This window comes from Halopenitus sp. POP-27 (genome assembly GCF_029889855.1).
In the GTDB taxonomy this organism is placed as follows: Archaea; Halobacteriota; Halobacteria; order Halobacteriales; family Haloferacaceae; genus Halopenitus; species Halopenitus malekzadehii.
On the sequence record NZ_JARANU010000024.1, the window covers coordinates 1 to 26877 of the forward strand.

32 protein-coding genes, 2 tRNA genes and 1 pseudogene are annotated in these 26877 nt (G+C 66.9%); 26 read left to right on the forward strand and 9 right to left on the reverse strand.

The window, feature by feature from the left end; translation table 11 throughout:
- The first annotated feature begins 523 nt into the window (after positions 1–523).
- From OQF70_RS12610 to OQF70_RS12620, 3 genes are read left to right on the forward strand one after another with little or no spacing between them, the layout of a single operon-like run.
- Positions 524–1165: an Era-like GTP-binding protein gene (locus tag OQF70_RS12610; RefSeq protein ID WP_021074659.1), complete on the forward strand. Its 642-nt coding sequence runs from the start codon at positions 524–526 to the stop codon at positions 1163–1165.
- A complete protein-coding gene (locus tag OQF70_RS12615; protein WP_280537992.1) occupies positions 1165–1596 on the forward strand; it encodes a DUF2073 domain-containing protein in 432 nt (143 codons plus the stop codon). Before OQF70_RS12610 ends, OQF70_RS12615 begins: the two co-directional genes overlap by 1 nt.
- Entirely contained in the window at positions 1597–2340 is a 744-nt protein-coding gene (locus OQF70_RS12620; RefSeq protein WP_280537993.1) for a Zn-ribbon containing protein, read from the forward strand.
- A 19-nt stretch (positions 2341–2359) separates the two neighbouring features.
- Here OQF70_RS12620 and OQF70_RS12625 read toward each other — a convergent pair whose 3' ends face one another.
- Together OQF70_RS12625 and OQF70_RS12630 are read right to left on the reverse strand one after the other, a co-directional pair.
- Positions 2360–2917 carry a 2'-5' RNA ligase family protein gene (locus OQF70_RS12625; protein WP_280537994.1) on the reverse strand — a complete coding sequence of 186 codons (558 nt, stop codon included), beginning with the start codon at positions 2915–2917 and terminating at the stop codon, positions 2360–2362.
- A 33-nt stretch (positions 2918–2950) separates the two neighbouring features.
- Positions 2951–3223: a hypothetical protein gene (locus OQF70_RS12630; protein WP_280538039.1), complete on the reverse strand. Its 273-nt coding sequence runs from the start codon at positions 3221–3223 to the stop codon at positions 2951–2953.
- A 132-nt stretch (positions 3224–3355) separates the two neighbouring features.
- Between OQF70_RS12630 and OQF70_RS12635 the strand changes: the two genes are divergently transcribed.
- Positions 3356–4720 carry a hypothetical protein gene (locus OQF70_RS12635; RefSeq protein ID WP_280537995.1) on the forward strand — a complete coding sequence of 455 codons (1365 nt, stop codon included), beginning with the start codon at positions 3356–3358 and terminating at the stop codon, positions 4718–4720.
- A gap of 224 nt (positions 4721–4944) precedes the next feature.
- On the opposite strand, the gene OQF70_RS12640 is transcribed toward OQF70_RS12635, so the two are convergent.
- A complete protein-coding gene (locus OQF70_RS12640) occupies positions 4945–5118 on the reverse strand; it encodes a DUF5786 family protein (RefSeq protein ID WP_280538038.1) in 174 nt (57 codons plus the stop codon).
- A gap of 171 nt (positions 5119–5289) precedes the next feature.
- Here OQF70_RS12640 and OQF70_RS12645 point away from each other — a divergent pair, with 171 nt between their 5' ends.
- The gene (locus OQF70_RS12645) at positions 5290–6339 is read left to right on the forward strand and encodes a DUF5784 family protein (protein WP_280537996.1); all 1050 of its coding nucleotides are present in this window, start codon (positions 5290–5292) and stop codon (positions 6337–6339) included.
- Positions 6340–6506: 167 nt separating this feature from the next.
- Here OQF70_RS12645 and OQF70_RS12650 read toward each other — a convergent pair whose 3' ends face one another.
- Positions 6507–6791 (reverse strand): DUF2795 domain-containing protein, encoded by a 285-nt coding sequence (locus tag OQF70_RS12650; protein WP_280537997.1) that lies wholly within the window; start codon positions 6789–6791, stop codon positions 6507–6509.
- 179 nt (positions 6792–6970) lie between these two features.
- Here OQF70_RS12650 and OQF70_RS12655 point away from each other — a divergent pair, with 179 nt between their 5' ends.
- From OQF70_RS12655 to hemB, 3 genes are all read left to right on the forward strand, one after another.
- Positions 6971–7822, forward strand: coding sequence for a PHP domain-containing protein (locus tag OQF70_RS12655; RefSeq protein WP_280537998.1), 852 nt, complete (start codon positions 6971–6973; stop codon positions 7820–7822).
- Positions 7823–8012: 190 nt separating this feature from the next.
- On the forward strand, positions 8013–8177 hold the full coding sequence (locus OQF70_RS12660; protein WP_177167466.1) for a DUF6757 family protein: 165 nt from the start codon (positions 8013–8015) through the stop codon (positions 8175–8177).
- A 112-nt stretch (positions 8178–8289) separates the two neighbouring features.
- Complete coding sequence (gene hemB, locus OQF70_RS12665) at positions 8290–9270, forward strand: porphobilinogen synthase (protein WP_280538000.1); 981 nt, start codon at positions 8290–8292, stop codon at positions 9268–9270.
- Positions 9271–9273: 3 nt separating this feature from the next.
- Here the strand turns inward: hemB and OQF70_RS12670 are convergent, their stop codons facing one another.
- Entirely contained in the window at positions 9274–9570 is a 297-nt protein-coding gene (locus tag OQF70_RS12670; RefSeq protein WP_280538002.1) for a ferredoxin, read from the reverse strand.
- A 126-nt stretch (positions 9571–9696) separates the two neighbouring features.
- Here OQF70_RS12670 and OQF70_RS12675 point away from each other — a divergent pair, with 126 nt between their 5' ends.
- The 6 genes from OQF70_RS12675 to OQF70_RS12700 all read left to right on the forward strand — a co-directional run bounded on the left by OQF70_RS12675 (position 9697) and on the right by OQF70_RS12700 (position 13246).
- Positions 9697–10308 (forward strand): VOC family protein, encoded by a 612-nt coding sequence (locus tag OQF70_RS12675; RefSeq protein WP_280538004.1) that lies wholly within the window; start codon positions 9697–9699, stop codon positions 10306–10308.
- A 103-nt stretch (positions 10309–10411) separates the two neighbouring features.
- Entirely contained in the window at positions 10412–11335 is a 924-nt protein-coding gene (gene pyrF, locus OQF70_RS12680; RefSeq protein ID WP_280538006.1) for an orotidine-5'-phosphate decarboxylase, read from the forward strand.
- A 5-nt stretch (positions 11336–11340) separates the two neighbouring features.
- A complete protein-coding gene (gene trmY / locus OQF70_RS12685; protein ID WP_280538008.1) occupies positions 11341–11934 on the forward strand; it encodes a tRNA (pseudouridine(54)-N(1))-methyltransferase TrmY in 594 nt (197 codons plus the stop codon).
- The gene (locus OQF70_RS12690; protein WP_280538010.1) at positions 11921–12343 is read left to right on the forward strand and encodes a CHY zinc finger protein; all 423 of its coding nucleotides are present in this window, start codon (positions 11921–11923) and stop codon (positions 12341–12343) included. The genes trmY and OQF70_RS12690 overlap by 14 nt, the downstream gene beginning before the upstream one ends.
- 124 nt (positions 12344–12467) lie before the next feature.
- A tRNA-Pro gene (locus tag OQF70_RS12695) sits at positions 12468–12540 on the forward strand.
- A gap of 334 nt (positions 12541–12874) precedes the next feature.
- Complete coding sequence (locus tag OQF70_RS12700) at positions 12875–13246, forward strand: hypothetical protein (protein WP_280538012.1); 372 nt, start codon at positions 12875–12877, stop codon at positions 13244–13246.
- 53 nt (positions 13247–13299) lie between these two features.
- On the opposite strand, the gene OQF70_RS12705 is transcribed toward OQF70_RS12700, so the two are convergent.
- Entirely contained in the window at positions 13300–13602 is a 303-nt protein-coding gene (locus OQF70_RS12705; RefSeq protein WP_280538013.1) for a hypothetical protein, read from the reverse strand.
- Between the two features lie 166 nt (positions 13603–13768).
- On the opposite strand from OQF70_RS12705, the gene OQF70_RS12710 reads away from it, so the two are divergent.
- Complete coding sequence (locus OQF70_RS12710) at positions 13769–14653, forward strand: NAD(P)H-binding protein (RefSeq protein WP_280538015.1); 885 nt, start codon at positions 13769–13771, stop codon at positions 14651–14653.
- Here OQF70_RS12710 and OQF70_RS12715 read toward each other — a convergent pair whose 3' ends face one another.
- Together OQF70_RS12715 and OQF70_RS12720 are read right to left on the reverse strand one after the other, a co-directional pair.
- Complete coding sequence (locus OQF70_RS12715; protein WP_280538017.1) at positions 14654–15082, reverse strand: hypothetical protein; 429 nt, start codon at positions 15080–15082, stop codon at positions 14654–14656.
- A 265-nt stretch (positions 15083–15347) separates the two neighbouring features.
- Positions 15348–15422, reverse strand: a tRNA-Val gene (locus OQF70_RS12720).
- Between the two features lie 190 nt (positions 15423–15612).
- Between OQF70_RS12720 and OQF70_RS12725 the strand changes: the two genes are divergently transcribed.
- From OQF70_RS12725 to argF, 10 genes are all read left to right on the forward strand, one after another.
- Complete coding sequence (locus OQF70_RS12725; protein WP_280538020.1) at positions 15613–16794, forward strand: M24 family metallopeptidase; 1182 nt, start codon at positions 15613–15615, stop codon at positions 16792–16794.
- 311 nt (positions 16795–17105) lie between these two features.
- On the forward strand, positions 17106–18365 hold the full coding sequence (locus OQF70_RS12730; protein WP_280538022.1) for an argininosuccinate synthase: 1260 nt from the start codon (positions 17106–17108) through the stop codon (positions 18363–18365).
- A gap of 4 nt (positions 18366–18369) precedes the next feature.
- A complete protein-coding gene (gene argH / locus OQF70_RS12735; protein ID WP_280538024.1) occupies positions 18370–19845 on the forward strand; it encodes an argininosuccinate lyase in 1476 nt (491 codons plus the stop codon).
- Between the two features lie 235 nt (positions 19846–20080).
- Positions 20081–20251 (forward strand): lysine biosynthesis protein LysW, encoded by a 171-nt coding sequence (gene lysW / locus OQF70_RS12740; protein WP_021074634.1) that lies wholly within the window; start codon positions 20081–20083, stop codon positions 20249–20251.
- Between the two features lies 1 nt (position 20252).
- Positions 20253–21164: a lysine biosynthesis protein LysX gene (lysX, locus tag OQF70_RS12745; RefSeq protein ID WP_280538028.1), complete on the forward strand. Its 912-nt coding sequence runs from the start codon at positions 20253–20255 to the stop codon at positions 21162–21164.
- A complete protein-coding gene (argC, locus tag OQF70_RS12750) occupies positions 21161–22231 on the forward strand; it encodes an N-acetyl-gamma-glutamyl-phosphate reductase (protein WP_280538031.1) in 1071 nt (356 codons plus the stop codon). Before lysX ends, argC begins: the two co-directional genes overlap by 4 nt.
- On the forward strand, positions 22228–23154 hold the full coding sequence (locus OQF70_RS12755) for an acetylglutamate/acetylaminoadipate kinase (protein WP_280538033.1): 927 nt from the start codon (positions 22228–22230) through the stop codon (positions 23152–23154). The genes argC and OQF70_RS12755 overlap by 4 nt, the downstream gene beginning before the upstream one ends.
- Positions 23154–24293, forward strand: coding sequence for an aminotransferase class III-fold pyridoxal phosphate-dependent enzyme (locus tag OQF70_RS12760; protein ID WP_280538034.1), 1140 nt, complete (start codon positions 23154–23156; stop codon positions 24291–24293). Before OQF70_RS12755 ends, OQF70_RS12760 begins: the two co-directional genes overlap by 1 nt.
- A complete protein-coding gene (locus tag OQF70_RS12765; protein WP_280538035.1) occupies positions 24293–25477 on the forward strand; it encodes a [LysW]-lysine hydrolase in 1185 nt (394 codons plus the stop codon). The genes OQF70_RS12760 and OQF70_RS12765 overlap by 1 nt, the downstream gene beginning before the upstream one ends.
- A gap of 43 nt (positions 25478–25520) precedes the next feature.
- A complete protein-coding gene (gene argF / locus OQF70_RS12770) occupies positions 25521–26414 on the forward strand; it encodes an ornithine carbamoyltransferase (RefSeq protein WP_280538036.1) in 894 nt (297 codons plus the stop codon).
- A 51-nt stretch (positions 26415–26465) separates the two neighbouring features.
- Here argF and OQF70_RS12775 read toward each other — a convergent pair whose 3' ends face one another.
- Complete coding sequence (locus OQF70_RS12775; RefSeq protein WP_092816843.1) at positions 26466–26669, reverse strand: hypothetical protein; 204 nt, start codon at positions 26667–26669, stop codon at positions 26466–26468.
- Positions 26670–26783: 114 nt separating this feature from the next.
- On the opposite strand from OQF70_RS12775, the pseudogene OQF70_RS12780 reads away from it, so the two are divergent.
- Positions 26784–26877, forward strand: a pseudogene (locus tag OQF70_RS12780) (IS6 family transposase); the annotation flags it as partial.

Sequence of the window (26877 nt, forward strand, 5' to 3'; positions counted from 1 at the left end):
GCCTGTCGCGTGGTGGCGGAGATGTTTAGAAGATCATGGCTAAGGGGATAGTTAGGGTGACGGGGGCTGTCCGGAACCGATCGATCGGTTGGATTAATAAAATAGGTTTCTCTAATTTTATTTTATATTAATATATCTCTGAATTATGTCTTCTACTGCAATACGGGTACTGTTTAAGCTTTTTATATATAAAACCACCGTTATAATATACGGGGGGTCACCCCCACCCCACCAATGTCGAGTTCCACCCGAAACGAAGGGGTGGGGGGGTTGCGTCGATCGGAGACTATGAACGTTGAATGGTGATTGATACCAAAACAAGAGGTGATTGGTAACAGATGAAATGGTGGTTGGCAACAGATGGTATGATTATTGGTGACAGATAATATGGTGGTTGGTGACGGATATGAAAGACGGCTGAGGGACCCGTGTCCACCCGGACCCGTGTCTGACGCAGTTCTTAAGTGAAAGCGGCGTGGAACGTGCTGTATATCCCCGCGCCGCCGCAGGGACGGAGGACAGGATGGGACTGCTCACGAACCTTAAAGACAGCATCTCGAAAGTCTCTGACCGGCTGTTCGCGGACGAGGAGCCGAAGCGGATCGGCATCTACGGTCCGCCGAACGCCGGAAAGACAACGCTTGCGAACCGTATCGCCCGCGACTGGACCGGCGACGCCGTCGGTCCCGAAAGCCACGTTCCACACGAAACGCGCCGGGCTCGCCGCAAGGAGGGCGTCGAGATCGAGCGCAACGGGCGGACGGTCACGATCGACATCGTCGACACTCCGGGCGTCACGACCAAGGTCGACTACAAGGAGTTCCTCGACCACGATATGGAGAAGGACGACGCCGTCCGTCGCTCCCGCGAGGCGACCGAGGGGGTTGCCGAGGCGATGCACTGGCTCCGTGAGGACGTCGACGGCGTCATTTACGTGCTCGACTCGACGACCGACCCGTTCACACAGGTGAATACGATGCTCATCGGCATCATCGAGTCCCAGGATCTGCCCGTCCTCATCCTCGCGAACAAGACTGACCTCCCCGAATCGAACATCCAACGCGTCGCCAACGCCTTCCCGCAACACGAGACGATCCCCCTCTCGGCGCTCGAGGGCGACAACATGGATGAAGTCTACGACAAGATCGCGGAGTACTTCGGATAATGCCCGAAGCAACGCCAAACGTCGACGGCGGTGACGGGATCGACGGCAGCGACGACGACAACGGCGATGATGACGGCGTCCGGATCGACCTGATAAGCGGCGCCCGGATGGAGGGACTCACGAGCATGGAGAAGATCCGGCTCATCCTCGACGGCGTCCGCGACGGCAACATCGTCATCCTCGAGGAGGGGCTTGCCCCCGACGAGGAATCGAAGCTCATCGAGGTGACGATGACCGAGATCAGCCCCGACGACTTCACCGGGATAGAGATCGAGACGTACCCGAAATCGGACGCGGGCGATCAAACCCTTCTCGACCGGTTGATGGGCCGTGAATCTGCACATAAACTAACCGTCATCGGTCCAGCCAACCAGCTGCAGACCCTCCACAAGGACGAGACGCTCATCAGCGCGCTCGTCTCCCGCAAGTAGATGCCCCATCAGTGTACGTCGTGTGGCCACGTCTTCCCCGACGGATCCAAGGAGATGCTTTCCGGATGTCCCGACTGCGGCGGGAACAAGTTCCAATTCAAACCGGGATCGGTCGACGACGCCGGCGGATCGGGCACCGACCGATCGGGGTCCCCGACCACCGACGAGAACGTCACCATCGACCCTGACTCCGGGACCGACGGACCGGCGTCGGCTTCCACCGATTCATCGTCTCCATCCGCCGACGCCGGTTCATCGTCTCCATCCGCCGACGATTCCGCTGCCGCCGGGACTGCTCCGGATCGTGATGCGGAGGTCACGATGACCCCCGACGACGAGGTCCCCGACGATGCCGCCGAGGACGACGCGCAGGCGAGCGCGCGATCGGAGATCGTGAGCCCCGATGAACTCGCCGTCTCAGAATCGTCCGGATCCGGGACTTCCTCGCCCCAAGACGGCGACGAAACGCGGGAGGCGGCCGGGACACGCCCCGACGACGCCACCGAACCCGACGACGCCACTGACCCCGACGGTGACGTCGACACCGCGGAGTCCGATTCGGGACTGGATGCGCTTCGTGAGGAACTCAACGACCAGTTCGAGAGCATCCGGATCGTCAGCCCGGGCCAGTACGAACTCAACCTGATGGAGCTGTACGATCGCCAGGAGTACATCATCTCTCTCCAGGAGGACGGCCGTTACGTCATCGAGATGCCCGGCGATTGGGGCCCCGACGACGAGTGATCGCACACGTCGCCGGCCATCACTCGAGCGAGACCGTCCCGGCCGGCTCTCGGAACTCCGCGTCGTAGATCGTCAGCGACCGCGCACGCCACTCGATCGGATCCATCTCCGAATCAGCAATCGCCTGCGCCCGTTCGATCGATCCCCCACGCGCGAGCGTAACGTGTGGCACGTATTCTTCGCCCTCGATCCCGGTGACCGGATCGAAGGCACCACACAGTCGTCGATGTACTCGATCGAGATCGTCGCTCTCGACGCGCAGATACACGACGGGACCGGGCCCTCGAACGGGCTCCTCGAAGTACCCGATCCCCGTGATCGACAGATCTAGCGGGTCGGTTCCCGTCAGCACCGGCCGCAGTCGTTCACGAAGCCGCGTGACGGCGCGGTCCCGACTCCGACCGGGATCGCGTCCACCGCCACGACCGCCACCTCCGCCCCGGACGTCGTCGCTGCCCAACCGCTTGCAGACGAGCGTGTGTCGCTCCCGGATCCGATCGAACGCGACCAGGTCCGGATGGCGGTCGTTGGCAAGCCGGTCGACAGCGGGCGGAAGCGGAACGTTGAGGCTGAACATTCGACGTCGAGTGGACACGTGGTTCCGTGTCGGTTACAGGTTGTCGGTCAGCCACAGGACGATCACGACGACGATCACGATCCCGATGATCGTCGGAAGCGCCCGCACCACCGCGAACGTGAGGTTCACCAGTTGCCCGAGTATTTCGAGCGCGAGCCAGACGATCACCAGCCCGAGGATCACCTTCAGGAGGTCCTCGACGTCGATCGACCCCCGCTCTCGCCGTCGAGGTGCTTCCCGCCCCCGACCGCGACGTACTCTTCGTTCCCGGTCGCAGCGTGCCGGATCCTCGCGTGCCTCCGTCATACCCGACGTTCGGACGCCGATCGACAAAAAGATCGCCGTCCCGATCGTCGACGGCGTATGAATGGTTAGCGAAAACACACGTCTCGCCGACGTGAGAAACCGATATACGCCGGGGGGACACAATCGATCCGTATGACTCGCTCGCGGACCGCGTGGACCCGGCTCGTCTCGGTCGCGATCGCGGTTGCCATCATCGGCGGCGTTCTCGGTGTCACGTTCCTCGGTGCTCCGGGTTTCGCCGATCTCGGCGACGCCCCGGACGTCGCGAACGGTTCGGTTTCGGACGCGACGACGTCGCCCTCCTCGGCCTCGTCCGCCACCTCCGGCGGTGGATCCGGTTCGGTCGCCGCGCAGGCGGTCGACGCCGATCGGGTGGCGATCCGGATCGACGTCGCCGAGTCCGGAACCGCGAGCTGGGAGCTTGAGTACCGTGTCCGGCTGGACACCGACGATCGCGAGGCCGCTTTCGAGAACCTCAGTGCGGACATCGCGGCGAACGAGTCCGCCTACACCGACCGGTTCGAAACGCGGATGGCGGCGACGGCCGCTGCGGCCGAGAACGCGACCGGCCGGTCGATGTCGATCGGCGACGTCACGGTCGAGACGGACCGCCGTGAGCTGCCGGAATCCTACGGCGTCCTCCGGTACTCCTTCGAGTGGAACGGATTCGCATCCGTCTCCGAGGACCGGATCGTCGTCGGGGACGCGATCGCGGGTCTGTTCCTGGATTCCGGCCACCGTCTCACGATCGCGTGGCCCGACGGCTACGAGGCCGACGTCACCCGACCGACGCCCGACCAGGCGGATGCCACCTCGGCCACGTGGATCGGTCCCATCGAGTTCGCCGCCGACGAGCCTCGAGTCGTGATGGTTCCCTCGTCGTCCGTGGGGATCGGCGGTCTTGCCGTCGGCGCCGCCCTCGTGCTCCTCCTCGTCCTTCTCGCGGGCATCGTTTACCGCCGTCGTGATCGCCTCGCCGGACTCCTCCCGGCCGGACGTTCCGGTGACGACACCGCCGACGATACTCACGACGACGTCGCCAGCGAAACTCACGATGACACGACCGACGATGATGCCGCCGACGTGGCCGCGACTGAAAGTGGTACCACGTCCGCAGCCGAGGGCGCGTCCGGCTCGACCGACATCGACGACGCAGACGACGTCGACGACGCGGACGGCGCTACCGCCGACGATCCGTCCGAGGAACTGTTGAGCAACGAGGAACGCGTTCTCAAACGGCTTCGTGAGAACGGCGGCCGGATGAAACAACAGGACCTCGTGAGCGCGCTCGGGTGGTCCGACGCCCGGACGAGCCAAGTCGTCTCGGGGCTTCGCGAGGAGGGATCCCTCGAGAGCTTCAGGCTCGGCCGGGAGAACGTGCTTCGGCTGCCGGAGGCGGACGCCCTCGATCCGGGCGACGTCGATCCCGGAACGGAGACGACGGACGACGCTGCCGGTTCATCCGCCGACTCGGCGCCGGGCGACGACGACACCTGACCCAACGGGTCCGGTCACCTGTGGCCGGCGACGTCGGTCACTCGCCGCCGGCCACGATCGCTGTCCGTCACACTCACTGTCTCCCCCATTCATCGCCTCCCACGTTCATCGTCCGCCCCAGTCACCGCTCGTCACGCCGAACAGCTGCTGCTCGTCGCTCCGTCTGGTTGTGGTGTGGTGTGGTCTCCGCAGAAGAGCACTGGGCCGCGTGATGCCCCAGATCGTCACTCGTCGTTGAGTTCCTTGAACTGGTTGAGGAGGTCCTCGGTGGACTCGCCGGACTCGTAGGTGATCGACCCCCGGTAGTCGTTCCGCTCGTCGTCGAAGCCGGCGTCGACGACGCCAGTCTTCTGCTCGCGACGTTCGTGCTCGTCCTCGTCATAGGCACCCATTGACATGCTACACATCTCCTTGGAATCATCTATACATATATGTAACGGTCATTCACCCCGTCGACACCCTCGGATTCGCATCCCGGCGGCGCCTCCCCCGTCTCGACGGCATCCTCGACGCCTCGGCGGCGTCCGTCATATCGGAACCCATTAGCGTCACTGCGACCTACCCCGACCGTGGCACGACCGCTTCGCTTTCGTCGCGCCCCCCGGTCCTGGAGCGAGGGGGCCGTTCGAGGCGAGATCAAACGCCCGCTGGACGAGAACCTCGGTGCGACCGCTCGTACCCCTTGGTTCGCCCCGCCGGCCGGCTACGAGGCGCGGCGCTTCGAGATGGACGACGGGTCGATCGCCCTGTTCTGCTGGACCGACGACGACGCCGATCCGCCCGAGGGCGCATCCTCGGGACCGACCGGCTACTGGATCGGCAACACCGAGACGCCGAGCGCGCTCTGGAAGACCGACAAGTACGGCTTCGACGAGGTTCCCTATCCGGTCCGGAGGTGGACCGAGCGGGAGCTGCTCGCGGGGCTCACGGACGAGGAGCCGTGGTTGGATGCGTACCCGCACATCGCGTGGTTCTTCCTGCCGGTCCTCTGTTCGAAGGACGGCGCCGACTCGACCCGAGCGTTCTTCCGTGATCACGCCGCCGGATTTCCCGACACCGATCGCGAGACGGCGCTGTCGTTCCTCGAGGAGATCCTCCGGCGCGGCACCCTCGATCCGTATCGGTCGGTGATGGCCGGCAAGCTCGGAACCTCCCCGCACGTCGATCTCGTCCGAATGCGGGCGGCGATCGCCGAGTACGTCGCCGCCGACGTCCTGGTCCGCGCCGGTTACGAGATCACACCCGAGATCGAGGTGACCACCGGCCACTCGCTCGATTACCGCGCCGCGGACCCCGACACCGGCGAGGCGTTTCTCGTGGAGGTCACTCGCCCCCAGCCGGTCGCCGGCCGGGTCGCGGGGACCCCGATCGCCGCCGTCCGCGACACCGTGGAGACGAAGACGGCCGGTCAGCTCGAAGCCCACGGCGGCGGCGCGACGCTGTTCGTCGACTGCTCGTCGTTCCCCGACGACGACTGGCGATCGGTGCTCGCGGAGCGTCCCGCGGTCGATCACCGTCCAGCGGTCGTCTATCGCGCCCGCCCCGGCCGCGGGATCGAGGGGTACCGGCTCGGATCGGTTCCCGTCGACGTCGGTGACGTCATCGATCTCTCGTCCTGAGAGCTCGTTCTCGTGGGGTCGACGTCACTGGGTAGTTGCCGTCATCGGCGGTTGCCGTCACTGGGTAGTTGCCGTCATCGGCGGTTGCCGTCATCGACGGTTGCCGTCACTGGGCAGTTGCCGTCGCCGCCCAGTGCGTGAAAACGTCGTCCGCGTCGTTTCGTCGTTTAAAAGGAGATCTGCTCCGGGCCGTTCTCCCCGAGCGCGTCGGGGTCACGGTCGGAGTAGAAGCGTCGACCGACGCCTCGGTGGCACACTCCGGTTCGGATCGCGTTGTAGACGTCCTCGGGACGCTCGAAGGTCTCCTCGCCGAGCCGCGAGAGGACGTCCTCGAGGCGCTCGGACCCGTCCGCAAGCTCCACGTGCGCGTTCCCGTGCGCCGTGATGATGTCCTGTGTGGTCGCCGGATACTGGTGCCGTTCGAGACGTTCGTCGATGCCGTTCAATCGCATCACTACCCCGTACCAGTCGCAGGTTCTTAATGATTGTCCATTCGGATCATAAATCGATCGGGATCTGTTTAATGTCAATTAACCACACGACGGCGCCGACGATCCTCTCCCACTCACCCACTCACCCACTCACCGACGATCCCCCGTGATTCATCCCGCCGGCGCGTGCACGGATCGGTATGGTTCCACCACGCGGTGACCGGTCGGGTGACGGCTCCCGATCCGGCGACACCGACGAGCGACTCGTCGCCGACCTCCACGTGCATACGACGGCCTCCGACGGGAGCCTCACGCCGGCGGCGATCCCCGACGTCGCCGACGATACCGGCCTCGAGTGGGTGGCGATCACGGACCACGATCGGATTCATCCCGAGCTCTCGGCGCCGGTCACCGAGCGCGACGGCGTTCGGATCGTTCGCGGGATCGAGCTGCGGGTCGAGGCGCCTGCAGGGCGGTACGACCTCCTGGGTTACGCGGTCGAACGCACCGACGCGCTCGTCGCCGAGGCGGACCGCCTACAGGCTGACCGGATGGATCGGGGACGACGCATCATCGAGCGCGTCGAGAACCGAACCGGCACCACGCTGGACATCGAACCGCATCCCGGGATCGGCCGCCCCCACATCGCACGGGCGATCGCGGACTCGTCGGCGCCCCACGACTACGACGACGCCTTCGCCGAGTTGATCGGTTCCGGGTGTCCCTGCTACGTGCCCCGCGATATCACCCCGATCGACCGCGGGATCGAGCTGCTTCGGGACGCCTGTGCGATCGTCGGACTCGCCCATCCGTTCCGCTATCGCGATCCCGATGCGGCCCTCGAGATCGCTCGGGATCTCGACGCCGTCGAACGATGGTACCCCTACGGGTCCGACGTCGACCCCGATTACGACCGGATCGACCGTCTCGCTGACGACGCGACCCTTCTCCGAACCGGCGGGAGCGATGCCCACGATCGGACCCTCGGAACGACCGGGCTCACCGCCGCGGCCTTCGAGCCGATCCGGCGGGCGCTCCCCGCTGCCGAGTGACCGTCCGCTGCGCGTCCGGAGCGAACCGTTCGCTACCTGTCCAGATCGAACCGTTCGCTACCTGTCCAGATCGAACCGTTCGCTGCCTGCCCAGATCGAACCGTCCGCTACCCGCCCGACCGCTCCCAGACCGTGGGAAACGCCCGCACGGAAGACTACGCTTAACCCCGTCCGTCCCGAACCATCGGGTATGTACTGCCACTACTGCGACCGCGAGGCGGCCTTCGAGGCGGAGTCCGACGGTGTCACCGTCGGCCTCTGTGAGGACCACTTCCGCGAGCGCGTGCAGGAACTGGCCGACTCCGACGAGCTCGAGGCGCTCAAGGAGCGCGTCGACGTCGAAGGGCCGGAGTAGTTCGTTTCGCCACCCGCCGCGGTTTCGCTTTCCGTTAGTGTCACGCTGCGCTCGTCCTCCTGCCGTCGGCGTCGAACGAACCCTACAAGGCCTCCGACGGCCAATCCGACGTATGGAACTGACGGATCGTCCCCGCCGGCTCCGGACCGACGGCGTCCGGTCGCTCGTTCGGGAGACGTCGCTGTCCGCTGCCGATCTGATCGCCCCAGTGTTCGTCGACGCCACCGCCACGGAGCGCGTGCCGATCGACTCGATGCCCGGCCACGAGCGCGTGCCGGTCGACGAGGCGGCCGATCGCGTGTCGGAGATCTGCGAGACCGGCGTCGAGGCGGTCATTCTCTTCGGCATTCCCGAGTCGAAGGACGCCACCGGGAGCCGCGCCTACGCCGAGGACGGCGTGACCCAGCGGGCGATTCGGGAGATCACGGCCGAGACGGACGCCTACGTCATCGGCGACGTCTGTCTGTGTGAGTACACCGACCACGGCCACTGCGGCGTGCTCGAGACCGGCGCTGCCGACGATCCGACGCTCACCGTTCGCAACGACGAGACGCTCGACCTGCTCGCGCGAACCGCGGTCGCACAGGCGGAGGCCGGGGCGGATATGGTCGCTCCCTCCTCGATGACCGACGGGATGGTCGCTGCGATCCGGGAGGCGCTCGACGACGCCGGCTTCGAGGACGTTCCGATCATGAGCTACGCCGCGAAGTACGAGTCGGCCTTCTACGGCCCCTTCCGCGACGCCGCCGACGGCGCTCCCGCCTTCGGCGACCGTCGCCACTACCAGATGGATCCCGCGAACCGTCGGGAAGCGCTCCGTGAGGCAACCCTCGACGCCGAGGAGGGTGCCGACGTGCTGATGGTCAAGCCGGCGCTCCCGTACCTCGACGTCGTTGGCGACCTCCGGCGCGAGTTCGACCGGCCGATCGCCGCCTACAACGTCTCCGGCGAGTACGCGATGCTACACGCCGCCGCCGAGAAAGGGTGGCTCGACCTCGAGGCGGTCGCGCTCGAGTCGCTGCAGTCGATCAAACGCGCCGGTGCCGACCTGATCATCACCTACTTCGCCGAGGACGTCGCCGAGCGGCTCTGAGCTTCAGACGATCCGCTCGCCGTCGTCGTCGTACACCGCGATCGCGTCCACCGGACAGACGCGTGCCGACATCTCCGCATCGAACTCCTCCCCCTCGGGGACCGTCACCTCGAGCACCTCTCCGCTTTCGATCGCCTCTTGGGCCGCGCCCATCTCGCCCGCCCGTTCGTCGTCGTCGGCTACGGCGTCGCCCCCGACCAGGTCGGCCTTCCCGTCGTCCATGTTCTCCTCGAACCGGTTCCACTCCTCAACGCACTGATACATCCCGATGCAGGTGTCGCGATCGAAGACGACCTTCATACCGGGACGTTCGGGCGACCGGCCCATAGTGGTGCCGACAGCGGCGGCCAGCGGTTCCCCCGTCGATGCGAGGGTCCCAACGGCCCTCGCCGGTAGACGCAAGGGCCTCGGGACCCTACCCGGGATATGGAGCCCGACGTCACCGCGGAGCGACCCGACAGCCCGTTTCACACGGTCGGCACCGACCACATCACCGTCATCGGCAGCAACGTCGCGGACACGATCGAGTATTACCGCGACCTGCTCGGGATGCCGCTCGTCCTACGCCAGCCCAACCTCGACCAGCCGGAGGTGACCCACCTCTTCTTCGACACCGGCGACGGCCGGATCCTCACCTTCTTCGTCACCGACGACCGCCCCTCGAATCCGAATCCGCAGCGAACCGGCCTGGGGCAGGTCCACCACCTCGCGTTCACGATCGAGGCCGATCGCCTCGAGGAGATCAAGACCGCGCTCGACGACGCCGGCTACGGCTACAACGAGTTCGACCGCGGCGCGTTCCACTCGCTGTACACCCGCGACCACAACGGCCTCACGATCGAGCTCGCGGTCGACAAGTACGAGATCCCCGACGGCCGTCGCGGCGAGGTGCTCGCGCGCGCCCAACAGGCCCGCGTCGAGGCCGGGGCGGAGTACGTCGACGACGAACACATGGAGGACGCGATCGAGGCGCTCGGGATGGAGGTCGTCCGCAACGAGACGCCCGCCGCCGACAGCGGCGTCGGCGGCGTGGAGTAGTCGCGCGGCCGCACAGTCGCGTGGTCGTTCGGTTTCGGTTCCGATTCATCCTCTCGACGCCGGACGGAAACGCTTACTCGCCGGGGCCCCGGATCCGGAGTCAATGACCACTGATTCGAACGCGGACACGACCACCGCCGGTTCGGCCGCCTTCTTCGACCGGCTGGCCGATCGCATCGCCGCCGTCGACAGCGTCGTCTCCGTCGGTCTCGACCCGGATCCGAACCGGATTCCGGCGTTCCTGACCGACGCCGACCTTCCGCGCTGGGCGTTCAACCGGCGGATCATCGATGCGACCCACGAACACGCGGCCTGTTACAAGCCGAACGCCGCCTTCTACGAGGATCCGGATGGCTGGCGCGCGCTGCGCGAGACCATTGCGTACGCGCACGGGAAGGACGTCCCCGTCCTGCTCGACGCCAAGCGTGCCGACATCGGGAACACCACGCGCCGGTACGCGAGCGCGCTCGATGACACGGACGGGCTGGGTGTGGACGCGATCACGGTCAATCCGTACATGGGCCGCGACTCCCTGCAGCCGTTCCTCGACCACGCGGACGCGGGCGTCTTCGTGCTCTGTCGGACGTCGAACCCCGGCGGGAGCGACCTCCAGGACCTCGAACTCGCCTCCGGCGAGCCCGTCTACGAGCGGATCGCCGCCCTGGCGGACCTGTGGAACGACCACGGCAACGTGGGGCTCGTCGTCGGTGCAACCGCTCCGGCGGAGCTCGAGACCCTCCGCGAGTCGGTCCCCGACCTGCCGTTCCTGGTTCCCGGCGTCGGCGCGCAGGGCGGCGACGCCGAGGCGGCGGTCGAACACGGACTCGCCGCCAGGCCCGGTCACGACGTCGACGTCGGCCTCGTCAACTCCTCGCGCGGGATCATCTTCGCCGGGGAGGACGCCGGCGGTACCGGTGGAGGCGTCGGCGCCGGCAGTGCGGGCCGCCCCGACGAGGAGGCGGCGTACTTCCGCGCGGCCGGCGAGTCGGCCAAGCGCCTCAAGCGTCGGCTGAACCAACATCGGTGATCCCGATGCGCCAGTTCGTCGTCGTCGCTCACGAGCTCGATCCGGCCGCGGACGTCTCGCTCGACGACCTTCCCGGAACCGGCCGGCTCGACCTGCTGTGTCGGTGCGTGGGCGCGGCGGTGTTCCTCTCTCACGGGATCCGGGAATCAGTTCGGGTCCATCTCGTCGTCGACGACGCCTACACGGTCCGGTTCGACGCGGACCGGCTGCGACACCTCCATCCCGACGAACGCAACGTCGCCGCCCGGATCCGGGACGCTCTCGGGGACCGCGAGGCGGCCATCGGCCACCAGCCCGCGGATGTCTCGCCGGGCGTGGAGATCTACCGAATGGGGGTCGAGGCGACCCTCGATCGACTCGCCCGCGAGGGCTCGATCGTTCAGCTGCACGAGGACGGTACGCCGCTTGCCGACGAATCACCGCCGGACGATCCCGTCTTCGTCCTGTCGGACCACCGCGATTTCACCGACGCCGAGCGAACGGTGCTCGACGACCACGCGGACGGTCGGGTCCGGCTGGGCCCGGAGACGCTGCACGCCGACCACGCGATCACGGTCGCGCACAACTGGCTCGACACGGACGGGTATGCCTCATACTGATCCTGAGGCCGACGATTCCCACGTCGACGATTCCGATGTCGACGCCGGCGACGTTCCCGACGGTCGCGTCGACCTCCGCACCGGTGAGTTCGACGTTCCCGTTCGCGGCGTCGACGTCGACCCCGAAACGCGGTGTACACACTACCGGAGCCAGGTCGACGTCGTCGCATTCCGGTTCGCGTGCTGTGACACGTACTTCCCGTGTGTCCGGTGTCACGAGGAGACGACTGACCACGACGCGGTCCCGTGGCCCCGCGACCGGTTCGACGAACCGGCGGTGCTGTGTGGCGCCTGCGGCGAGACGCTGTCGCCGACCGCGTATCTCGCGGCCGACGACGCCTGCCCGTCCTGTGGCGCCGCGTTCAATCCCGGCTGTCGCGCCCATCACGATCGATACTTCGAGATCTGAGCCCGTCGAGCTCCCGACGACTCGACGTTGCAAGTCCGCCGTCCCTCGGCGAATATGCGGGACTCCGCCACGGTCTGTGGCGGTTCGGAAGCGTTAAAGGAACGACTGACGTTACTCCGAATGCGGGCCGGTGGGGTAGCTTGGTATCCTTCGGCCTTCGGGTGGCCGTAACCGCGATTCGAATTCGCGCCGGCCCACTTCTCCCGCATTTCGTCTCGGTGAGCGACGGCTTTCGGGTGGCCGTAACCGCGTTCCCGCGAGCGAAGCGAGCGGGAGACGACGAGTCGCACGCCCGGGAAGCGACCGGAGGGAGCGACCCGGAACGTCTCGTCTGTATTCGAATTCGCGCCGGCCCACTTCCCGCATTCTACACCGACGAGCGACAGCCTTCAGGTGGCCGTAACCGCGTTCCCGTGAGCGAAACGAACGGGGGATCGCGGAGCTTCGATCCGTGGTGAGTCTCCGTTGTGCTCTCGCTGTAGGCAAGGTTGATACAGCCACGTCCCGACGGTAACACCGATCGGTGACCGAATGACCGACGACACCACACGATCCGGGCGGCTGCTCGCGGGCCTCGATCGGCTGACGGCGTATTTCGGTGCCCGCCGGTCCACGGTGTGGATCGCGGCGGTGAGCCTGTTCGTCGTCGGTGACCTCCTCACGACCGGCGTCGGGGTGCGGTACGGGTCGATCGTCGAGGCGGGGCCGGTGGCGGCACCGCTGCTTTCCGCACACGGGTTCTGGATGATGCTTCCGTTGAAGGCCGCGGCTCTCGCGATCGGGGCCGGACTCTACGTGGCCGTGCCCCGGCCGTACGACGTCGGCGCGCCGCTCGGGCTGGCCGCGGTCGGCGTGATCGTCGTGGGGTGGAACCTCGTGATGATCGCGTTGACGATCGTGTGAGGGTGTCGGATATCGGCGATCGTCGGGGCGACCGCGCCCCGATCGGGGACCCGTCACTCCGCAGCCGATCGCGTATCCGTCTTCGTGAGGTGCTCCCAGGTGAACTCGATGGCCGCCCAGGCGACGAGCCAGGCGAACGCCAGCGTGAACGCGACCACCGTCGTCGACAATCCACCGAACGGTTGAGCCAGATCCAGCAGCACCGGCAGCGCGAGGAGGATGGCGATCACCGCCGTGGCGCCGCCGAGCAGACAACAGAGGTACGTCGACAGCGAGTCACCGCGTGTCGGCGCGTCCGCGACGCTCGGTGTGCTCCGGTCGTACTCCTCCGTCCCTGCTTTGTATGGTGTGTGCATACATACCTCTCCCATATTAATATAGTAATTAATAGGTATAAATATGTCCCGCGGAGAGGATGCCGATCCCTGTCATTCATCGGGGGCTTCGAGGACACGGTTCTCCGCCCCCCGGGTCGGGTTGGTCAACCGAACACCCATTGTGCAGTGGCTCGTATACGCATCAATGCGTGTCCTTGTCGTCGGAGCGACCGGGTTCGTGGGCGGCCGACTCATCGAATCACTGTGCTCGGCCGGCCACGACGTCGTCGCCTTCTCCCGAAGCGCGAGCAAGTCGAAATTCCCGGATGACGTCGAGGTGTTCGAAGGCGACCTCGGCGATCCGGTATCACTGGAGGGGCTCTGTGAGGGCGTCGACGCAGCCTACTATCTGATTCACTCGCTGACCGCCGAGAATTTCGCGGAACTGGACCGGACCTACGCCCGCCGATTCCGAAATCTGGCGTCGGCAGCCGGCGTTGACAGGGTGATATATCTGAGCGGCATCAGCGGCGACGAGCGGAACCTCTCGCCACATCTTGCCTCTCGCCGGGAGGTCGAGTCGGTGCTTGAAGCCGGACGGTTCGATCTGACCGTCCTTCGGGCGGCGATCATCATCGGGGCCGGCAGCGCGAGCTTCCGAATCATCGACGACCTCACCGATCGGCTCCCCGTGATGGCGGTCCCGAAGTGGGTCCGGACGCCGTGTCAGCCGATCGGCATCGACGATGCCGTCGCCTACCTGGTCGGCGTCCTCGACGTCGACGAGACCCGGGGCAGGATCTATGACATCGGCGGGCCGACGGTGTGGTCATACGAGTCCCTGCTGACGTTGACTGCCGAGGAGAAGGGAAGGCGTCTCCTGATCGTGCCGGTGCCGGTGATGTCTCCGGGACTCTCTTCGCACTGGCTCCGACTGACGACGGATGTGCAGTACGCCATCGCCCAGCCGCTGGTGGAGAGTATGCGGAACCCCGTGACGGTCGACCCCCAGCGGGATCTGCAGTCGGTCGTTCCCATCGAGCGAACGCCGGTCGAGATAGCCGTCCGACGGGCGCTTGCGGAGGGCTGATCAGGACTCCTCGGCGGAAGCCTCCTCGACGGATATTTCCCGGACTTGGCGGAGCTCCGTGAGGTGGGTTGCGGCCTCCGCCGACAGCGGGAACGTCCCGTTGAGGTCCGCCACCGTCCGTCCGTGGATCACCCGGCCGACGGAGGCGCCCCACGCCCCGTAGGACCGTTTCAGCCCGTCAACGAGCGGGTCAGCGAGACCCAGTCGGCTGAGCACCCGCCCGACGGTCTCCTCCCCGACGTGGACGGAGTCGCCTTCGATCAGCATGAACGCGAAGGGACGGCCGTCAAACTGCGCTTCGAGGAACGCCTGTATCGGATCGGAGTCCCAGCGGACGGCCACAACCCCGGCCGACCGATGGGTCGCCGCCGTCACAGCCGCGCGGAACAGCGCGTTGCTACCGTCGTAGACGAGGAGCGACTGTTTCACGTGTCGGTTAGGTGCGTTGGGGATTTGAGTGTTTGTGAGCGATCCGGAGCGGTCCTCTCGGCTGGCCTCGAGCGCCGGAACCCCGTCCGGACGAATCGCCGGGTCGCGTTCAGTCACGCGCGGTCTGGTGTCGTCACCGTTTGACACCGCCGTCGTTTGGCACCGTCGCCGTCCGGCACACTATGACGAGCGACACACGACCCACGGGATCCACTCCGTCGAATAAAGAACGCCCGCAGTATTGCGGTTTTCGGCTAAAAGGCGATGGGTTGGGGCGAATTTGAATCGCCGGCCTCCTCCATGTCAAGGAGGTGTCATAACCAGACTAGACCACCAACCCGTCCGTGGCTCGTCCGGCGCGTTTTCCGATACCCCGGGCACGTAATTGAACCTTTCGAATCGGGGACGGCGGCGGTGGCGGACCGCCCCACGCACCGGCCTCGGTGGTCGATCGGTTCGTCCGGATCGGCGTCGATCCGGCGTGCGTTCATACTCGTCCGGTTCAAGTGGTTCGACGGGTATCGCCACGTATGGTCGATCGCTCCGCCCGCACCGCCCGTCTCGACGACTACCTGGCCGCTCACGACCTCGACGCCGTCTGGTTCGTGCGGCCGAACGGCTTCGCCTGGCTCCTCGGCGGCTCAAACGTCGTCGATCGCGGGGCTCCCGTCGGGGCCGCGGCGGCGGGGTACGACGGCGAATTCCGTGTGATCGCGTCCGCCGACGCGGCGGATCGGATCCGCGAGGAGGAGGTCCCCGACGACGTCCCGGTCGAGTCGGTCCCCTGGCACGAGGGCTCGCTCCCGGCTGCCATCGCGGACCGGTCGCCGATGCCTGCCGCGCTCGACGTCGACGCTACGGGGTTCGAGGACGTCGACGCCTCACGGCTCCGGCAGCCTCTCACCGACGACGACGTCGACCGATACCGGGAGCTCGGTCGCGAGGCCGCCGCCGCGGTCGAGACGGTCTGCCGACAGCTCGAACCGACCGACCCCGAGTACGAGGTCGCCGCCGCCATCGAGATCGCCCTGGCCGCGCGCGACGTCTCCACGCCGGTCCTGCTCGTCGGCGGGGACGACCGTGCCTCGCGCTTCCGAAGTCCCACACCGGGTGACGCGGAACTGGGCGAGTACGCGATCGTCTCCGTCACCGCCGAACGTGGGGGTCTCCACGCGTCGCTCACGCGGACGGTCGTCTTCGACCCTCCGGCGTGGCTCCGGGACCGCCACCGTGCGGCCGCCCGGATCGAGGCGACGGCGATCGCCGCTACGGAGGTCGCGGTCGGGAGATCGGAGGCTGCAGTCGACGATTCGGAGGCTGCGGTCGACGGATCGGCTGTCACGGCCGGCGACTCGAACCGGATCACGGACGCCGGCGACGTGTTCACGGCGATCCGGGACGCCTACGACGCGGTCGGTCACCCTGACGAGTGGCGCGCGCACCACCAGGGCGGTGCGGCGGGATTCGACGTCCGCGAGTGGATCGCGCGTCCCGAAGCCACCGATCCGGTGACCGCGCCGATGGGATACGCCTGGAACCCGACCGTCGCGGGCGCGCGCAGCGAGGACACCCACCTCGTCGCCGGCGACCGCACCGAGATCATCACGAAGACCGGCCGCTGGCCGACTCTCGAGGTCGAATCCGTCGACGTCGACGGCGTTCGGCAGCGCCAGTACGATCGCCACGCGCCGGTCGTGCTCTCGGGAGAGTGACCCGAAACCGACTCGTGATTCGCCTCGCAGCGTGATACGAATCCAGAAAGGTTTTTGTAGGATACCCCTCGTACCTACGCTCAATGAGCGCGGATGCCCGCCGTGACGCTCGACTCTTCCGAGAGCGGCGAGCCCCGCGACCGCGACGACGGCCGGCCCTTTGAGGCCGATATTACCTACCACCCATCGTCGTCACGCACGGTCCTTTCGTCCACAACGTCCAGTTTTCGGTCGGTTAGCGTTCGCCATCAGATTTTATTTCTAATCTAAAACCGCTGAATTTAAGGGTCTAAGGGGCCCAGCACACGGTAATGACACGTGTGGCACTCGCGTTTAGCGGGGGACTCGACACCACGGTCTGTGTACCGCTGCTCGAGGAGGAATACGGATACGACGAGGTCATCGGCGTCACCGTCGACGTCGGTCAACCCGAATCGGAGTTCGAGGAGGCCGAGGAGACCGCCGAGGCGCTCGGGCTCGATCTCCACGTCGTCGACGCCAAAGCGGAGTTCGCGGACCTCTGTTTCGACGCGGTCCGCGCCAACGCGACCTACCAGGGCTACCCTCTGGGGACCGCGCTCGCGCGCCCCGTCATCGCCGAGGCGATCCTCGAGGTCGCCCTCGAGGAGGACTGTGACGCCGTCGCGCACGGATGTACCGGCAAGGGCAACGACCAGCTGCGGTTCGAGGCCGTCTGGCGCGGCTCGGATCTGGAAGTGATCGCGCCCGTGCGTGAGCTGGGACTCACCCGCGAGTGGGAGATCGACTACGCCGCCGAGAAGGACCTGCCCGTCGAGGCCGGCGACGGCGGCGTCTGGTCGATCGACACGAACATCTGGTCGCGCGCGGTCGAGGGCGGCGAGCTCGAGAACCCCGATTACGTCCCGCCGGAGGACATCTACGAGTGGACCGCCGAGCCCGAGGGCGAGACGACCATCGAGGTGACCTTCGAGGAGGGCGTTCCCGTCGCCGTCGACGGCGAGGAGATGGGCCCCGTCGAGCTCATTCAACACCTCAACGAGTACGCGGGCGGCTACGGCGTCGGCCGCACCGACGTGATGGAGGACCGGATGCTCGGCCTGAAGGTGCGCGAGAACTACGAGCACCCCGCCGCGACCGTGCTCCTCACCGCCCACTCGGCGCTCGAGGACCTCGTGTTGACGAAGGGCGAGCGCTCGTTCAAGACGGGTATCGAACAGGAATGGTCCGAGAAGGCCTACCAGGGGCTCGTCTTCGCGCCACTGATGGACGCCCTCGACGCGTTCATCGCCGAGACGCAGGACGTCGTCACCGGCAGCGCCACGGTGAAGGTGTCCGGTGGCAACTGCCGCGTCGTCGCCCGCGACAGCGAGTACGCGGTCTACTCCGAGGAGATGGCCTCGTTCAACACCGCCGACGTCGCCGGAATCGCCCAGGAGGACGCCACCGGCGTCGCCAAGTACCACGGCCTCCAGGAGCGCCTCGCGAACGCGGTCTCCGAGGACGTCTCCGACCGCGAACTCGCCGCTGACGGTGCCGGGGCGGACGACGCGGAAGGAACCGACGGCGTCACCACCGACACCGACGAGTAGACCGATGTCCGACGGAACCCCCGCCGAAACGGCCGTTCGCCGCGACCGCTTCAGCGGCGGCCCCGCCCGTGGGTTCCTCTCGAGCCTCGCGGCCGACGAGGCGATCTTCGCGGCCGACCTCGCCGTCGATCGCGCGCACGTGGTAATGCTCGCCGAGCAGGGGATCATCGAGCCCGAGACGGCCGGGGAGATCCTCTCGGCGCTCGACGACGTCGAGGATGCGGATCACGACGCCCTCGCGGAGGGTGAGGACGTTCACGAGGCGATCGAGACGGCAGTCATCGACCGGATCGGCCCCGACGGCGGCCGGATGCACACCGCACGTTCGCGCAACGACGAGGTCGCGACCTGCATCCGGTACCGGCTCCGGGAGGACCTGCTGGCGGTTGCCGAGGCGACGGTCGCGTTCCGGGAGGCTCTCGCGGAGTCCGCGGCCGATCACGTCGAGACGACGATGTCCGGCTATACGCATCTCCAACCGGCCCAGCCCACGACCGTTGCCCACCATCTCCTGTCGTACGAGGCGGCGGTGGCTCGCGAGACGGACCGGCTGCTCGACGCCTACGACCGGACGAACCGGTCGCCGCTTGGCGCCGCGGCCTTCGCGGGCACGCCCTTCGACATCGACCGCGATCGGACGGCCGAGCTGTTGGGGTTCGACGGAGTCGTCCGGAACGCGATGGACGCGGTCTCCGCGCGGGACTTCCTGCTCGAGGCCGCGGCGTCGTTCGCCTCCCTGTCGGTGGCGCTGTCGGGGCTGGCCGAGGACCTGATCGTCTTCGCCAACAAGGGCTTCCTCGAACTCGACGACGACTACGCCTCGACCTCGTCGATCATGCCCCAGAAGAAGAACCCCGACACGCTCGAGTTGACGCGGGGCACTGTCGGTGACGCGGTCGGCGAGCTGACCGGGGTGGCTACCGCGCTAAAGGGGATTCCCAGAGCGTATAACCGTGATCTCCAGCGCGTTCACCCCGGCGTCTTCGAGATCGCCGGCGTGGTTCGCGACGCGACCGATGTCGCCGGCGGCGCCGTCGCCACCGCAACGTGGAACGAGTCCGCCCTCGCGGCCGCCGCCGGCGATGGCTTCTCGACGGCGACCGGGATCGCGGACCTGCTGGCTATGGCGGGGCTCCCGTTCCGGTCGGCCCACGAGATCGTTGCGCACGCCGCGTCGTCGATCGATGGCGCGACCGACGCGGCAGCCGCGGCCGCAAAACTTGACGCGGCCGCCGAGGACGTGCTCGAGGAGTCGCTGTTCACGTATGTGAGCCGCGACGACGTGGAGCGCGCGCTCGATCCCGACGTCAGCGTCGCGAGCCGTGACTCCGCCGGCGGTCCCGCACCGGAAGCGGTCCGCAACGCGATCGCGGACGTCGACGCACGGATCGCGACGGACCGCGATCGCGTTGCGGACCGCCACGCCGCGCTTGACCGTGCTGCCGACCGGCTCGAGACGGAGGTGGCTACGTATGTCTGATCGACGTTCGGTTCCCGCATCCGTCGTGCGGCGAACGCGGCAGCCGTCTCCGCCGCGGCCGCCGCGATCGCCGCGGTCCCCGTGAGGGGACAATATTATTACGAAATCTGACACACGATTTCGAACAGCCGTCTTGACACGTTCTTCTTCCAATAGCCGTGGCTCCATATGTTGTTTTTTATCTGATAGGTCCGATGGATTTATGTATGGTCGACGATGACGTACGGGTACGACAATGACGCAAGCAGAATGTGTCGAGTGCGGGGCCGACGTGGACCTGTACGACGACCTGGAAGTGGGAGAGATAATCGACTGTGGCACCTGTGGCGCCGAGCTGGAGGTCATCGACGTTTCCCCGCCGGTCCTCGATCGAGCCCCGGAGCTCGAAGAGGACTGGGGGGAGTGAGATGCAGGTCGGCATCCTCTACTCCCGTATCCGAAAAGACGAGAAGCTCCTCCTTTCGGAGCTGCGTGAGCGCGACCACGAGGTCACGAAGATCGACGTTCGCAAGGAGCGGTTCGGACTCGACTCCACGACGGCCGACATCGAGAACCTCGACATCGTCGTGGATCGGTGCCTCGCGACGAGCCGATCGCTGTACGCAACGCAGTTCTTCGCGAGCTACGGCGTTCCCGTGATCAACGCGCCGGAGACCGCTGACGTCTGTGCCGACAAGGCGAAGAACTCGCTTGCGCTTGCGGATGCGGACATCCCCACGCCCGAGACCGAGGTCGCGTTCACCACGGACGCGGCTCTCGAGTCGATCGAGGAGTTCGGCTATCCCTGCGTCCTCAAACCCGTCGTCGGCTCGTGGGGCCGGCTGATGGCGAAGATCGACTCCCGGAACGCCGCGGAGGCGATTCTGGAGCACAAGGCGACGCTGGGCCATTACGAGCACAAGGTGTTCTACGTCCAGGAGTTCGTCGACAAACCCGGCTGCGACATCCGCGTCGTGGCCGTCGACGGCGAGCCCATCGCCGCGATGACGCGGACGTCGGACCACTGGCTCACGAACGCCGCCAAGGGCGGTCACGCCGAGTCGTTCGACATCGACGACACGGCGCTGGACCTCGTCGAGCGCGCCTCCGAGGCGGTCGGCGGCGGCCTTCTCGGCATCGATCTGATGGAGGTCGGCGGCACCGATTCCGGCGAATACACCGTCCACGAGGTGAACCACACCGTCGAGTTCAAGGCGCTCAACGACGCCGTCGACGTCGACGTTCCCGCGGCGGTCGTCGACTGGCTCGAGACGCGCGTCGCGGACGCGGAGGCCGACGAGGGAAATGAGCAGCGGACGGGAGTGACGGCGACGGTATGAGTGACGACGACGCCAGCTCGAACGACGCCACCTATACCGCCGGCGTCATCGGCGGAACCGGCTTTGCGGGCGGGGAGCTGCTCCGCCTGCTCGCCGGGCATCCCGAGTTCTCGGTCGTCCAGGCGACCTCCCGGTCGGCCGCGAACAAGACCGTCGGGTCGATACATCCGAATCTCCGATCGCTCGACCTCCGGTTTACCGAGCCGTCCGACCTCGAGTCGGTCGACGTGTTGTTCGCTGCGACGCCACACGGCGTCTCGATGGAGCAGATCGACGCGTACTTCGAGGCGGCGGACACCGTCGTCGACCTCTCGGCGGACTTCCGACTGCCGAACGCGGAGCTGTACGACGAGTGGTACGAGGGCCACGACGCGCCCGAGTACCTCGAACGTGCTGAATACGCTCTGCCCGAGCTCAACCGCGAGAACCTCGCTGGGGCGGACCTCATCGCCGGCGGCGGCTGTAACGCCACCGCGACGATACTCGGGCTGAAACCCCTCGTCGACGAGGGGATCCTCGGCCCCGAGACCGGCGAGGTCGTCGTCGACGTCAAGGTCGGTTCCTCGGAGGGCGGTGCCGGCGGCGGCGCGGCCTCCTCACACCCCGAACGGTCGGGGGTCGTCCGTCCGTACGCGCCGATCAGCCACCGCCACGAGGCGGAGATCGGCGCCTACCTCGGCCTCGACGTCTCCTTTACCGTCCACGCGGTCGATATGGTTCGCGGCGCCTCGGCGACGTGTCACGTCTTCCCCGACGGACCGGTCTCGAAGGGCGACCTGTGGGGCGCCTACCGCGGTGCCTACGAGGACGAACCGTTCATGCGACTCGTCTCCGGCGGCGGCGGCGTCTACCGATACCCCGAACCGAAGGCCGTCGCCGGGACGAACGCCGGCGAGGTCGGATTCGAACTCGACGCGAGCAACAAGCGCGTGGTCGTCTTCTCGGCGATCGACAATATGATGAAGGGATCGGCGGGACAGGCGGTCCACGCCGCGAACATCGCGCTCGGCCTCGAGGAGACCGCCGGGCTCGAGTTCCAGGGTCTCCATCCGGTGGGATCGCCGTGAGCGCAGCCGAATCAACCGACCCGCCCGTCGTGGTCAAGGTTGGCGGTGCGAAGGCCGTCGACCCCGCGGGCGCGATCGGCGACGTCGCACGACTGGTCGCCGAAAGTCGCGAGGTCGTCGTCGTTCACGGCGGCTCGACCGCGGTCGACGAGACGCTCGACCGGCTGGGGATCGACCCCGAGTACGTCGAGTCGGCCTCCGGCATCACCGGCCGGTTCACCGACGCGGAGACGATGGAGGTCTTCGAGATGGTGATGGCCGGCAAGCTCAACACCGAACTGGTCGCGTCGCTCCAGGAGGCGGACGTCGACGCGGTCGGCCTCTCGGGCGTCGACGGCGGCCTCCTCTCTGGACCCCGTAAGTCCGCGGTTCGCGTGATCGAGGACGGCAAGAAGAAGATCCGGCGCGGCGACCACTCGGGCAAGCCCGAGTCGGTGAACGCGGCGCTGCTCGAGGGACTCACCGCCGACGGCTACGTCCCCGTCGTTTCCCCCCCGATGGCGGGTCAGGAGCGTGACGGGGGCGTCACGCCCGTCAACACGGACGCCGACCGCGCCGCGGCCGCCATCGCCGGCGCGCTGGGCGCGGATCTCGTCCTGTTGACCGACGTCTCCGGGGTCTACGCGGACCCCGACGACCCCACGACGTTGATCGACTCCGTCTCGACCCCCGTCGATCTCGAGGCGCTCGAATCCGCCGCGGAAGGGTTTATGGGCAAGAAGGTGATGGCCGCGGAGGAAGCCCTCTCGACGGGCTCCCCGCGCGTCGTCGTCGCCGACGCCAACGCCGCCGACCCGATCGTCGACGCTCTCGCCGGCGGCGGCACGCACGTGCACGCGAGCGCACTCGCGGAGATGACTGAGGAGGATGCGGACGCCGCTGAGGAGGATGCGAACGCCGACGCCACCACGGAGGGTGCCTGATGTCCGGGTTCGTCTTCTCGGAAAAACCGATCCCGATCGAATCGGGCGAGGGTGCAACACTGACCGCCGAGGACGGGACGGAGTACCTCGACTTCGGCGCGAGCTACGCCTGTACGCCGCTCGGTCACTCCCATCCCGCAGTCACCGAGGCGATCCAGGAGCAGGCCGCCGAACTCACCTACGTGCAGGCGTCCTACCCCGTCGAGACACGCACGGAGACCTACGAGAAGCTCGCGGCGCTTGCCCCGGGCGATCTGGACAACGTCTGGCTGTGTAACTCCGGAACCGAGGCCAACGAGGCCGCGATGAAGTTCGCACGCGCGGCCACCGGCGACGAGAAGATCGTCGCCACCAAACGCGCCTTCCACGGGCGCACGCTTGGCGCGCTCGCGATGACCTGGAAGGGGAAGTACAAGGCGCCCTACGAGCCCCTTGCGGGGGGGATCGAGTTCGTCGAGTACGGCGACGCCGAGGCGCTCGCGGAGACGGTCGACGAGGACACCGCCGCGGTGTTCCTCGAACCCGTTCAGGGTGAGGGCGGGATCCACCCGGCCGCGGTGGAGTACCTCCAGCACGCCCGCGAGGTGACCGAGGACGCCGGCGCCGCGCTGGTCTTCGACGAGATCCAGACCGGCGTCGGCCGGACCGGGACGCTGTGGGCCTGCGAGCAGGCCGACGTCGTACCCGACGTCCTCACGACGGCGAAAGGGGTCGCCAACGGGCTCCCGATGGGTGCGACCCTGTGTGCCGACTGGATCGCCGAGGACTACGGCGACCACGGCTCGACGTTCTCGGGCGGTCCGGTGGTCTGTGCCGCCGCGAACGCCACCCTCGAGACGGTCGTCGAGGAGGACCTGCCGGCCCACGCCGAAACGGTCGGGAACGACCTCCGCCGGCGGCTCGAGACCGCGGTCGATGACCACGACCTCCCGGTCCGCGACGTTCGCGGATCGGGACTGATGGTCGGCATCGAGGTGAAACGCGGGGCCAACCGGATCCTTCGGGATCTGGCGATCGAGCAGGACGTCCTCGCGCTCCCTGCCGGTCGTTCGGTGGTCCGGTTGCTCCCGCCGCTGGTCGTCGACACGCCCGAGGCCGAGCGGTTCGTCGATGCGTTCGTGGAGGTGCTCTCGGAGTGATGGCCGGCTCCGAGGCGGCCGGGTCCGGCGGTTCGGATCGGGACGGAAATCCCGATCGTGAGGTCGTCGCCGGCGGTGAGGGACCGTATCCCGACGCCTGCGACACGCCGGCCCGTAAGCTGCTGTACGACATGGTCTCGATCCCCTCCCCGTCGGGCGAGGAGGCCGCCGCCGCCGAGCGGCTGCGCGCGTTCTTCGCTGCTAACGACCGGGAGGTATGGATCGACGACGTCGGCAACGTCCGTGCGCCTGCGGACGATTCCGTGCTCTTGACCTCCCACATCGACACCGTCCCGGGCGACATCCCGGTCGAGGTGAGGTCGGCGGACGAGGACGCGTACGACCTCGATGCCCTGACCGAGGCCGACGACGACGCGGTCTCCGACGATGCGCTGTGGGGTCGTGGGTCCGTTGACGCGACCGGTCCGCTCGTCTCGATGGCGGTCGCCGCGGTTCGAATCGGCGTCTCCTTCGTCGGCGTCGTCGGCGAGGAGACCGACTCACGGGGTGCGCGCCACCTCGTCGAGGACCGCTCCGACACGCCGGAGGCGGTCGTCAACGGCGAGCCCTCGGGCTGGAACGGGGTCACCTTGGGGTATCGGGGATTCCTCGCCGGAACCTACGTCAACACGAGCGAATCCGGCCACTCCTCGCGCCCCGAGCCGAACGCGATCCAACACGCGATCGGCTGGTGGGCCGGCGTCGAGGACGCCTTCGCCCCCGAGGACCCCGACACGCCGGTCTTCGAGCAGGTGACGACGAAACCCGTCTCCTTCGACGGCGGCCTCACCGAGGATGGCCTGGCCGTCGAGGCGACTGCCGAGGTCCAACTCCGCGTTCCACCCTCGCGCACCGTCGACGAGGTTCACGAGATCGCCGAAGGGCAGTTGACGACCGGAACCGTCCACTGGAAAGAGCCGATTCCGTCAGTGATGGAGAGCCCCAGAACCCCGCTTGCACGCGCGTTCCGCGTCGCGATCCGCGGGACTGGCGGTGACGTTCGGCTGCTTCGGAAGACCGGAACCAGCGATATGAACCTGTTCGCGGCCGCCTGGGACTGCCCGATGGTTACCTACGGTCCCGGGAACTCGGAACTCGACCACGCGCCCAACGAACACGTCCCACTCGCGGAACTCGACCGTTCCGTCGACGTTCTCACCACGGTCTGTCGCGACCGACGATAACGAGATTCTCCGCGTTCGATCCACCACAGACACCACTCCACCGATGGCACTCGAAACCACAGACTTCCTCGACATCGACGATCTCACGCCGGCGGAACTCGACCGCGTACTCGAGCGCGCGTCCGCGATGAAGGCCGGCGAGGACGACGCACAGCTGCCGAACCAGACGCTTGCGATGATCTTCGAAAAACCATCGACGCGAACGCGCGTCTCCTTCGAGACCGGTCTGACCGACCTCGGGGGCCACGCGATGTTTCTCGGTCCCGACGACATCCAGCTCGGCCACGGCGAGCCGCTCCGGGACACCGCCCGAGTGCTCGGCCGGTATACCGACGGCGTGATGGCCCGGCTGTTCGATCACGAGGACGTCGAGATCCTCGCCGAGTACGCTGACTGTCCGGTGATAAACGGGCTCACCGACGAGGCTCACCCCTGCCAGACGCTCGCGGACCTGTTGACGATCCGCGAACACGCCGGCGAGGACGTCCGGGTCGCGTGGATCGGCGACGGGAACAACGTCGGCCAGTCGTTCGTCGTCGGTGCCGCGATGGCCGGAATCGACGTGACGGTCGCCACCCCGGCCGAATACGCGATGGACGAGGCGGTCTTCGACCGTGCCGCCGACTTCGGGGCCGACCCGACGGTGATGACTGACCCGGCAGCCGCGGTCGCCGACGCGGACGTCGTCTACACCGACGTGTGGATCTCGATGGGACAGGAGGACGAACGGGATCGGAAGCTCGCGGCGTTCGACGGCTTCCAGGTGAACGAGGAGCTGCTCGCCGATAGCGACGCCACGGTGATGCATTGTCTGCCGGCCCACCGTGGCGAGGAGATCACGAACGCGGTGCTCGAGTCCGAGCGCGCGCTCGCGTGGGACCAGGCCGAAAACCGGCTTCACGCACAGAAAGCGCTCCTCGTCGAGCTGTTGGAATAGTCAGTAACGTCGCGGGTCTCGCCCTTCCCCGTCGAATACCCTCCCGCCGTCTCAGAAATCGTGCTCGAGGTCTTCGGGGTCCGAATCGGCCTTCTGGATGATTATCTTCCCGTCGCGGACGCGAACGAACACTTCATCGCCGATCTCCATTCCGGCAACTGCGAGTTCGTCCTCGTGAAGGTTCACGTGGACGTTGTGGTATTCCCCATCCTCGTCTTTGGTCCCACTCGGACTGAGCTTCTTCTTGCGAACCATCGGCGGGTTTCTGCGTGGGACTTCACCGTACGAGATACATAAGTGTTGTTTCCCCCGCTGCGACGGTGTTCAGATAAGGTTTGAAAGTGAGGCGGTACGTTTTCAAAGTGTTCTATGCCAGAAAACGACCGCCTCAGCGGCTGTTTAGACGAGATCAACTTAGAGTTTGTGGAGCGAGAAGCAACACCGAGGCTGTTAATGAAGCTCA